The 10,259-nt window shown below is 39.1% G+C and carries 9 protein-coding genes; 8 read left to right on the top strand and 1 reads right to left on the bottom strand.

Going from position 1 to position 10,259, the window contains the following annotated elements; translation table 11 throughout:
• Positions 1-274: 274 nt before the first annotated feature.
• The 8 genes from ACO5V7_RS06760 to ACO5V7_RS06795 all read left to right on the top strand — a co-directional run bounded on the left by ACO5V7_RS06760 (position 275) and on the right by ACO5V7_RS06795 (position 9,325).
• Complete coding sequence (locus ACO5V7_RS06760; RefSeq protein ID WP_298648782.1) at positions 275-607, top strand: helix-turn-helix domain-containing protein; 333 nt, start codon at positions 275-277, stop codon at positions 605-607.
• A gap of 165 nt (positions 608-772) precedes the next feature.
• Positions 773-1,792, top strand: coding sequence for a sugar-binding domain-containing protein (locus ACO5V7_RS06765; RefSeq protein WP_485485560.1), 1,020 nt, complete (start codon positions 773-775; stop codon positions 1,790-1,792).
• A 28-nt stretch (positions 1,793-1,820) separates the two neighbouring features.
• Positions 1,821-2,822, top strand: coding sequence for a type I glyceraldehyde-3-phosphate dehydrogenase (gene gap, locus ACO5V7_RS06770; RefSeq protein ID WP_485485561.1), 1,002 nt, complete (start codon positions 1,821-1,823; stop codon positions 2,820-2,822).
• A gap of 125 nt (positions 2,823-2,947) precedes the next feature.
• Positions 2,948-4,138, top strand: a complete 1,191-nt coding sequence (locus ACO5V7_RS06775) for a phosphoglycerate kinase (RefSeq protein ID WP_485485562.1) — start codon at positions 2,948-2,950, stop codon at positions 4,136-4,138.
• A 30-nt stretch (positions 4,139-4,168) separates the two neighbouring features.
• Positions 4,169-4,924: a triose-phosphate isomerase gene (gene tpiA, locus ACO5V7_RS06780; protein WP_485485563.1), complete on the top strand. Its 756-nt coding sequence runs from the start codon at positions 4,169-4,171 to the stop codon at positions 4,922-4,924.
• On the top strand, positions 4,924-6,453 hold the full coding sequence (gene gpmI / locus ACO5V7_RS06785) for a 2,3-bisphosphoglycerate-independent phosphoglycerate mutase (protein WP_485485564.1): 1,530 nt from the start codon (positions 4,924-4,926) through the stop codon (positions 6,451-6,453). The genes tpiA and gpmI overlap by 1 nt, the downstream gene beginning before the upstream one ends.
• 86 nt (positions 6,454-6,539) lie before the next feature.
• Positions 6,540-7,838 carry a phosphopyruvate hydratase gene (gene eno, locus ACO5V7_RS06790; protein WP_485485565.1) on the top strand — a complete coding sequence of 433 codons (1,299 nt, stop codon included), beginning with the start codon at positions 6,540-6,542 and terminating at the stop codon, positions 7,836-7,838.
• A 596-nt stretch (positions 7,839-8,434) separates the two neighbouring features.
• A complete protein-coding gene (locus ACO5V7_RS06795; RefSeq protein ID WP_485485566.1) occupies positions 8,435-9,325 on the top strand; it encodes an ROK family protein in 891 nt (296 codons plus the stop codon).
• Between the two features lie 446 nt (positions 9,326-9,771).
• Here ACO5V7_RS06795 and ACO5V7_RS06800 read toward each other — a convergent pair.
• Positions 9,772-10,259, bottom strand: a 488-nt coding sequence (locus ACO5V7_RS06800; RefSeq protein ID WP_485485567.1) for a tryptophan--tRNA ligase, incomplete at its 5' end; no start/stop codon positions are given.

Raw genomic sequence — 10,259 nt, forward strand, 5'->3', positions numbered from 1 at the left:
CATAAGAAGAGAGCAACATTACCATATATGGTAATTACCAAATATGGTAATGTTTGAGTGGGAGGGAAAATTATGAAAATAGAACATCAGATTGACCCAAGAACGTTAGAGTATGTGGATAGTAGACCGTATAAAGAAAAGGTGAAAATGCTTGCTGCTCTTAAACTGTTGGATAAGGAAGGATTAAGTCCTGCGATACTCGAAATGTGGGGAAATAAATCGCAGACTGAATTGAATATTCCAGTTGTATATACTAAAGAGGAGGCTTTAAAAAATGGATCAAAATCTGAAGCGTTCAATAGCACGCTTGTCATTGGATTGGGAGAACTACGAAAAAGACTTAGATTTAGATTTCACTCTAAAAGAAATGGCAGTAAGGATTACAGAGTTGAGACTTGTGTCCGGACTCTCACGTACCGAATTTGCAGAAAAGGTTGGGATAAAACCAGCTCATTTGTCACGGTTAGTTTCAGGACACCATAATCCCTCAATTTTATTCTTAGAAGAGATGGCACAAAAAGTCGGAGCACATATGGAAATTTCTTTTGTGATGGATGACGGAGAAACTTGCCATGAAAAGCTTAATAAACAAATAGGGACAAAATAAGTCCCTTTGTATCGTAAAACTTAACCAAATTGTAATCTGAGGGCGGTTGCATTTCTTGTATTTTATGTTAAAATATAAATGTGTTCAGAAATATGGATTCAAAGATACCGGAAATAAGCGGGACGATATTCGACCCTATCTGGAGATGATTGGAGGAAGGTTTCGATGAATTATCTTAATCTATCTCATCTATTGGTTCCAGAAAGCAGAATCGTTCTTCAAACGCGATTCCGTATTTTACAAGCCATCGCGACGTATCAGCCGATTGGACGAAGAGCCCTTGCAAAAGTGGTCCAAATGTCTGAGAGAACACTTCGTAATGAATGTGAGGCGATGAAGAAATTAGACCTCATTGAAGTGCAAGGCTCAGGGATGTATCTTACGGAAATTGGTGAATTTATATTAGAACGGTCGGATGATTTAAAAAACAACTTTATCCAGATGAGTCTGGTAGAACATGAAGTGGCAAAAGCACTAGGGGTTCAATATGTGAAAGTGGTTGAGAATCCGACAAAAACATCTAAGTTGGTTCAAGAGATTATGGATGTTCTCTTACCGCTTGGTGCTTCCATTATTGCCATCACTGGAGGTCAAACGATGGTTCGTGTCAGCGAAGGGTTCACAAAGGAAATCTCGATGAACCGAGACCTTACGATTGTTCCTGCAAGAGGAGGAATGTTTGGGTCAATGCTGATTCAGGCAAATAATGTCAGTGAGAAAATGGCGATGGGAATTGGCGCTCATCATGAAGCGCTCTTTGTTCCAGAACATGTCCAACAAGCAACTTATACGCCCTTAATGCAAGAACCTTCCGTCGCAAAGACGATAGGCCTCATGAAAAAGGCGGAGTGTTTGTTATATAGCGTTGGAAGTGCTATTATTATGGGAGAGAGACGTGGACTTTCAGAAGAACAAATGGTTACGTTAAAAGAGAAAAAAGCAATTGGCGAAGCGTTCGGTTGTTTCTTCGATGCAGAAGGAAATGTGGTGTTAAAAATCCCACGAGTAGGGCTGCATCTTAGTGATTTATCTACGATTCCACATTCGATTGCCGTTGTGGAAGGCGAAGAAAAGGCAGCTGCTTTAAAAGCATATGCCAAATTAGCTCCGGTAGATCGCACATGGTTTGTGATTGACAAGGAGATATCAGAGTTGGTTTTGAACGGGGCAACCCGCAAAAAATAAAATAAAAATTCCTAGGAGGAAAAACTATATGACAGTTAAAGTTGGTATTAACGGTTTCGGACGTATCGGTCGTTTAGCATTCCGTCGTATTCAAGATGTGGAAGGATTAGAAGTTGTTGCAATCAATGACTTAACAGACGCTAAGCAATTAGCTCACTTGTTAAAATATGATTCAACACAAGGACGTTTCAACGGTGAAGTTGAAGTGTTAGATGGAGCTTTCCGCGTTAACGGTAAAGAAGTTAAAGTGCTTGCTAACCGTAATCCTGAAGAATTACCATGGGGTGAACTAGGCGTTGATATCGTTTTAGAATGTACTGGTTTCTTCACTTCTAAAGAAAAAGCTGAATTACACTTAAAAGCTGGTGCTAAACGCGTTGTTATTTCTGCACCTGGTGGAAATGACGTGCCTACAGTTGTATTCAACACAAACCACGACATTTTAACAGGTGACGAAACAGTTATCTCTGGTGCTTCATGTACTACAAACTGCTTAGCTCCAATGGCTAAAGCATTAAACGACAAATTCGGTATTGTTGAAGGTTTAATGACAACAATCCACGGTTACACTGGTGACCAAAACACATTAGACGCACCTCACGCAAAAGGTGACTTACGTCGTGCTCGTGCTGCAGCAGTAAACATCGTTCCTAATACAACAGGTGCTGCTAAAGCTATCGGATTAGTAATCCCAGAATTAAACGGAAAATTAGATGGAGCTGCACAACGTGTTCCTGTTCCAACAGGTTCATTAACTGAATTAGTAACTGTTTTAGAAAAACCAGTTACTGCTGAAGAAATCAATGCAGCTATGAAAGAAGTAGCTAACGAATCTTACGGTTACACTGAAGATCCAATCGTTTCTTCTGATATCGTAGGTATCACTTATGGTTCATTATTCGATGCAACTCAAACTAAAGTAATGACTGTAGGCGACAAACAATTAGTTAAAACTGTTGCTTGGTACGATAACGAAATGTCATACACTGCACAATTAGTTCGTACTTTACAATACTTTGCAAAACTATAATTTAAACTATAGATTTAGCTAATCGTATCTATTTTCTCAGGGCGATGGAAGCATTCGCTTCCTCGCCCTGTTTTCATAATGTGAGTAATGCACTCGCTCCAAATAAAAATGTAGGAGGCTATTTTATGGCTAAAAAAATCGTTACAGACTTACAAGTGGAAGGGAAAAAAGTTTTAGTTCGTGTGGACTTCAACGTTCCTTTAAAAGATGGCGTGATTACAGACGACAACCGTATTGTTCAAGCGTTGCCAACGATTAAGCACTTATTAGATCACAATGCTAAAGTGATCTTATTCTCTCACTTAGGTAAAGTGAAATCTGAAGAAGACAAAGCTAAATTGAGCTTACGTCCAGTTGCAGAACGCTTATCTGAGTTATTAGAAAAACCAGTGACTTTCGTTCCAGAAACTCGTGGAGAAAAGTTAGAAGCTGCTATTAATGTACTTAAAGAAGGCGATGTTTTATTATTCGAAAATACTCGTTTCGAAGATTTAGATGGCAAGAAAGAATCTAAAAACGACCCTGAATTAGGTAAATATTGGGCTTCTTTAGGCGATTTATTTGTTAATGATGCTTTCGGGACAGCTCACCGCGCGCATGCTTCAAACGTTGGTATTGCTAGCCAATTAGAATCAGCTGCGGGGTTCTTGATGGAAAAAGAAATCAAGTTTATCGGTGGTGCAGTAGATAACCCAGAACGTCCATTCGTGGCAATCTTAGGTGGAGCAAAAGTTTCAGACAAGATTGGGGTTATCAACAGCTTATTAGACAAAGCTGATAAAGTTCTTATCGGTGGAGGAATGGCTTACACATTCTTCAAAGCAATGGGACGCGAAGTAGGTCTTTCATTATTAGAAGTAGATCGCGTGGAATTAGCAAAAGAAATTATGCAAAAAGCTGGCGACAAATTAGTGTTACCAATCGATAACGTTGTTGCTAAAGAATTCTCTAACGATGCAGTAGCTACAATTGTTGCTTCAGATGCAATTCCAGCAGATCAAGAAGGGTTAGATATTGGACCTAAGACAGTTGAATTATTTGCAAGCTACTTAAAAGATGCAAAAACTGTTGTATGGAATGGACCAATGGGTGTATTCGAATTACCAAACTTTGCTAAAGGAACAATCGGTGTATGTGAAGCGATTGCGAACCTTGAAGGCGCAACTACAATTATCGGTGGTGGGGACTCAGCAGCAGCTGCAATCTCACTAGGATACGCTGATAAATTCACTCACATTTCAACAGGTGGTGGAGCTTCTCTAGAATATCTAGAAGGTAAGGAACTACCAGGTGTTGCTGCTATCAGTGATAAATAATTTTAAACATTAAAAGGAGATGTTGTGTATATGCGTAAACCAATTATTGCCGGAAACTGGAAAATGAATAAAAACCCAAAAGAAACTCAAGCTTTTGTGGAAGCTGTTGTTGGTAAATTACCTTCAGGCGAACGCGTAGAGAGTGCTGTCGCTGCTCCTGCAGTGGACTTAGTCACTTTATTAGAATATGCGAAAGGCTCAGAATTAAAAGTAGCTGCTGAAAACTGCTACTTCGAAGATGCTGGAGCTTTCACTGGTGAAACTTCACCTAAAGTATTAGCTGAAATGGGCGTGCACTACGTAGTCATCGGCCACTCAGAACGTCGTGAGTACTTCCACGAAACAGATGAAGACATCAACAAAAAAGCACATGCAATTTTCAGAAACGGCTTAACACCAATCATTTGTTGTGGTGAAACATTAGAAACTTACGAAGCAGGAAAAGCTTCAGAATTCGTAGGCGGACAAGTTTCTGCAGCATTGAAAGGTTTATCAAACGAGCAAGTATCATCATTAGTAATTGCTTATGAACCAATCTGGGCTATCGGAACTGGTAAATCAGCATCTCAAGATGACGCTCAAAAAATGTGTAAAGTAGTTCGTGACGTAGTAGCAGCTGACTTCGGTCAAGAAGTTGCTGACAAAGTTCGCGTACAATACGGTGGATCTGTTAAACCAGAAAACATTGCTGAATACATGGCTTGTCCAGATGTGGACGGAGCTCTTGTAGGTGGAGCAAGCTTACAACCAGATTCATTCTTAGCTTTATTGGAGGCAGTAAAATAATGGCAAAATCACCTGTTGCAATTATTATCTTAGATGGTTTCGGATGGAGACCAGAAGTTGAAGGTAATGCCGTTGCACAAGCAAAAAAACCAAATTTTGATCGTTATTATAACGAATTCCCTCATACAACATTAAAAGCTTCTGGATTAGATGTAGGTCTGCCAGATGGACAAATGGGGAACTCAGAAGTAGGTCATACAAATATCGGTGCTGGACGTATCGTTTACCAAAGCTTAACTCGTATCGACAAAGCGATTTTAGATGGTGAATTTGAAACAAACCCAGCATTAAATGGTGCGTTTAATCATGTGAAAGAAAACGGCTCTGCATTACACTTATTCGGATTATTATCTGATGGTGGGGTACACAGCCACATCAACCATTTATTAGCATTAGTGGAAACAGCTAAAGCAAAAGGAATCGACAAGGTGTCCATTCATGCCTTCATGGATGGACGTGACGTAGACCCTAAAGCTGGTCCTTCTTACATTAAAACTTTAGAAGATAAATTAGCTGAAGTAGGCGTAGGTCAAATCGCAACAGTTTCAGGTCGTTACTATGCAATGGACCGTGACAAACGTTGGGAACGTGTGAAATTAGCTTATGATGCTATTGCTCATAGCGAAGGCCCACAATTCGAAAGCGCACAAGCTGTTATCGAGGATAGCTATGCTAAAGACGTTACAGATGAATTCGTTATTCCATCAGTAATCGTTAAAGATGGCAAACCAGTGGCAAAAGTTGAAAACAATGATGCAATCATCTTCTTCAACTTCCGTCCTGACCGTGCAATTCAATTATCAAATGCGTTCACTGATAAAGAGTGGACAAACTTTGACAGAGGTGCACGTGCTACAAATGTCAAATTTGTGACAATGACTTTATATAACCCAAGTGTGGATGCAGAAGTGGCATTCCCACCAATCCCAATGACAAACGTTCTTGGTGAAGTGTTATCTAAAGCAGGGCTTGCACAATTACGTATTGCTGAAACTGAAAAATACCCACACGTAACATTCTTCATGAATGGTGGACGTAACGAAGAATTCCCTGGCGAAAACCGTATTTTAATTCCTTCTCCAAAGGTTGCAACTTACGATTTGAAACCAGAAATGAGTGCATACGAAGTAGGAGATGCATTATACAACTCAATCATCAATGATGAAAATGATGCCATCATCTTGAACTTCGCTAACCCAGACATGGTTGGACACTCAGGAATGTTAGAACCAACCATCAAAGCGATTGAAGCAGTGGACGAAAACTTAGGGAAAGTAGTTGACGCCATCCTTGAAAAAGGTGGTAGCGCAATTATTTTTGCAGACCATGGTAACTCAGAAACAATGATTACACCAGAAGGAACACCACATACTGCACATACAACTGTGCCAGTACCAGTGATTATTACGAAGAAAGGTGTAACATTACGCGAGGGTGGACGTTTAGCAGACGTCGCTCCAACAATGCTTGATCTATTAAATGTTGAAAAACCAGCAGAAATGACTGGAGAAACATTGATTGAAAAATAAAGAAAACCTTAGGAATTCTTGAAAGTCTATAGGTTTTCGATTAAAATAATAACGTACAAAATAAAATTTAAAGGAGTTAATAAATCATGCCATTTATTACAGATGTATTAGCAAGAGAAGTACTAGACTCACGTGGAAACCCAACAATCGAAGTTGAAGTTTACACAGAAAGTGGAGCGTTCGGACGCGGTATGGTTCCTTCAGGAGCTTCAACTGGTGAATACGAAGCAGTTGAATTACGTGACGGCGACAAATCTCGTTACTTAGGAAAAGGAGTTCAAAAAGCAGTTGACAATGTGAACAACATTATCGCTGAAGCTATCTTAGGTTATGATGTTCGTGAGCAAATGGCGATCGACAAATTAATGATCGAATTAGATGGAACTCCAAACAAAGGTAAATTAGGAGCTAACGCAATCTTAGGCGTATCTATCGCTGTAGCACGCGCAGCTGCTGACTACTTAGATCAACCTTTATACCAATACTTAGGCGGATTCAACACTAAAGTATTACCAACACCAATGATGAACATCGTTAACGGTGGATCTCACTCAGATGCTCCAATCGCATTCCAAGAGTTCATGATTTTACCAGTTGGTGCGCCAACATTCAAAGAAGCTTTACGTTGGGGTGCTGAAGTATTCCACGCATTGAAAGCTATCTTACATGACCGTGGTTTAGTAACTGCTGTAGGTGACGAAGGTGGTTTTGCTCCAACATTCGAAGGAACTGAAGATGCTGTAGAAACAATCTTAGCAGCAATCAAAAAAGTAGGTCTAGAACCTGGTAAAGATGTTTACTTAGGATTTGACTGTGCTTCATCTGAATTCTTCAAAGATGGCGTATATGACTACACAATCTTCGAAGGTGAAAAAGGTGCTAAACGTACTCCAGCTGAACAAGTTGAATACTTAGCTGAATTAGTTGAAAAATACCCAATCATCACAATCGAAGACGGCTGTGACGAAAACGACTGGGATGGATGGAAATTATTAACTGAACGCTTAGGCGGTAAAGTTCAATTAGTTGGTGACGATTTATTCGTAACAAATACTGAAATCTTATCTCGTGGTATTGCACAAGGCGTTGCAAACTCAATCTTAATCAAAGTAAACCAAATCGGTACTTTAACTGAAACATTCAACGCAATCGAAATGGCTCAAAAAGCTGGATACACTGCAGTTGTTTCACACCGTTCTGGTGAAACTGAAGATTCAACAATTGCTGACATCGCAGTTGCTACAAACGCTGGACAAATCAAGACTGGTTCATTAAGCCGTACAGACCGTATTGCTAAATACAACCAATTATTACGTATTGAAGATCAATTAGGTGACTTAGCTGTTTACCAAGGTCTATCAGCGTTCTACAACTTAAAAAAATAATTAATTCCTAGGAATTACGGAGGGGAAGCGATCTGCTTTCCCTCCTTTTTTGTGCAAAAATTGAGGGTTCAACCGAAGGTTGAAAGGATAAGAAATAGCGCTTATTTTATACAGAGTCACTATTTAATGAGTTTGTTTGAAAAATGATAACCTTACTGATAGCCGTTTGAATATAGTGAAATCTGTGATGGGGCACCGCCTTGAGCCAAAGGGCTCGCGGTCTTCGAAGCTTCAAAGAGGGAGTAGCGAAACCATTCGCAACTCCCTCTAATTCACATTCGATGCCATTCCCCATCACTCATTCCACTATAACGGCTATCTTCGGTTATCATTTTTCAATGTGATTTCATCACTAAATTTTCTAAAACAAGCGCTGTTTCTTATCCTTAATGATTGAACAACCCAATTTTTGCTAAATAAGAGAGAAGAGTTAAAAAATGTTTTAAAAACGGCTATCAATCAGGTTATCATTTTTCAAAATGTTGGAAGGAGAGCAAAATAGTTATAGTAAATCGCAAGAAAGGATAAGAGCTTTTGGAGATTTCATTGTAAAATAAATTTAGAAACGAAATCAAAATGAATGGGGAGGGGTTTTGATGAAAGTAGCAGTTGGCGTTGATATTGGGGGAACAAAAGTAGCTGTTGCGTTGATTAATGAGAAGGGAGAAATTGTTAGTCGTTCTCAAAGACCTAGCCAAACTGAGAGTGCAGAAGGTTTGTATCAGGGAGTGGTCCAACTCATTCAAGAGGTACTCGAAGAAAATGATTTACGTATTCAAGATACATACGGTATTGGTGTTGGTTTGCCAGGGAAAGTTGATGTGGAAAATGGAGTAGCTGTTTTCCAAAATAATATTCCGTGGGCAAATTTTCCAGTCGTAGAACGATTAAAACAAACATTTGGAGATATTCGAGTACGCATTGATAATGACGTAAAAGTGGCCGCCTATGCGGAGTATCAATTACTTCATTTAAAATCGTGTGATATGTTTGGTTATGTCACTGTATCAACAGGAATTGCAGCGACCAACATTGTCAATAATACGATTTTACGCGGGGAAGGTTTTTCAGGAGAAATTGGGTTTCTAAAAGTTCCGTACTTTGAATGTTTAGAATCGTTAGAGGGAGCTTGTTCAGGTGTGGCTATTGAGCGTACAGGGAGAGAGTTGTACGAAGATGTAGCCTTAACTACAAAAGATGTTTTTGAAAAATGGAGATCTGGAGAAGAAGCTGCAAATAGAATCATAGAGGAGACTGCAAAAGGCCTAGCCAGTGCATTGCATGGAATGGTTTGCCTTCTGGATCCAAAAGTGATTGTATTCGGGGGTAGCGTTTCAAATTACAATCCAGACTTTATTGAATTGATTAAAGAGGAATTAGGAAATCTCTTACATCACGAACAAAAACATATTTTAGAAAATATAAAAGCATCCACCATTAAGGGAGACAATGGAATTATTGGAGCGGGACTTCTTGTAGTAGAATAAGCAAACGATAAAAAAGTGCTAGGATTTCCTAGCACTTTTTAATTTGTCTCTCATTTTGCGAAGAGAGATAAACTAAGAAAAGATTATTCTACTATAAAGAAAAAAGTCCCTCGGACTATATAAGTTTTGAATTTGATATGCTAATTAAATTAGAAAGTAATTATTTAGCCTCTTCCATTCAACAATGTAAGATAAACTATTTTGGGTGATTCACTGTGTTGATTATCAAAAAACATCAGTTTATTGAAAGAATAGTGGGGAATCACATTGAATGTGAATTAGGTGGAGTTAGGAATAAAATCCTTACTCCACCTTTGAAGCTTCAAAGGTGAGAGACGTAAGGCTCAAACCGGTGTCCCACTATGACTCTTTCAATAAACTGATGTTTTTAAGATAATCAAAAAAGACCCATTCTAGAGGAATGGATCTTATCAATCGAAAATAGTTTATCTCACTAAACCTACCGCTTTTTCCATCTTGCGTAGTGTTTTATTCGCTACGTAGTTTGCTTTTTTAGCACCTTCATCAAGAATCTCATCTAGCTTATCCGATTTTAGTAACTCGTAATAACGCTCTTGGATGGGTTCCATGACTGCGATAATTGCATCGGCTAATTCTTCTTTAAATTGTCCATAACCGACACCTTTGAAGCGCTCAACAAGAGACTCGATACTTTCACCAGAGAAAGCAGAGAAGATGGTTAAAAGGTTGGATACTCCAGGTTTTTCAACGGGATCGAATTCAATCACGCCACTGGAATCCGTAACAGCGCTCTTGATTTTTTTGCGAATCACAGATGGTTCATCAAGCATACTGATGTATTCTTTCACGTTAGCATCTGATTTACTCATTTTCTTTGTAGGGGTTTGAAGGCTCATAACACGAGCTCCTGCTTTTGGAATAAAAGGTTCTGGCATCACAAGTAATTTGTTGC

It is taken from the genome of Granulicatella sp., assembly GCF_057274575.1.

What these genes read in the sequence shown, in the direction of transcription:
- eno (WP_485485565.1), top strand. Translation starts at nt 6,540, where the DNA reads ATGCCATTTATTACAGATGTATTAGCAAGAGAAGTACTAGACTCACGT.
- ACO5V7_RS06775 (WP_485485562.1), top strand. Translation starts at nt 2,948, where the DNA reads ATGGCTAAAAAAATCGTTACAGACTTACAAGTGGAAGGGAAAAAAGTT.
- ACO5V7_RS06795 (WP_485485566.1), top strand. Translation starts at nt 8,435, where the DNA reads ATGAAAGTAGCAGTTGGCGTTGATATTGGGGGAACAAAAGTAGCTGTT.
- ACO5V7_RS06765 (WP_485485560.1), top strand. Translation starts at nt 773, where the DNA reads ATGAATTATCTTAATCTATCTCATCTATTGGTTCCAGAAAGCAGAATC.
- tpiA (WP_485485563.1), top strand. Translation starts at nt 4,169, where the DNA reads ATGCGTAAACCAATTATTGCCGGAAACTGGAAAATGAATAAAAACCCA.
- gap (WP_485485561.1), top strand. Translation starts at nt 1,821, where the DNA reads ATGACAGTTAAAGTTGGTATTAACGGTTTCGGACGTATCGGTCGTTTA.
- ACO5V7_RS06760 (WP_298648782.1), top strand. Translation starts at nt 275, where the DNA reads ATGGATCAAAATCTGAAGCGTTCAATAGCACGCTTGTCATTGGATTGG.
- gpmI (WP_485485564.1), top strand. Translation starts at nt 4,924, where the DNA reads ATGGCAAAATCACCTGTTGCAATTATTATCTTAGATGGTTTCGGATGG.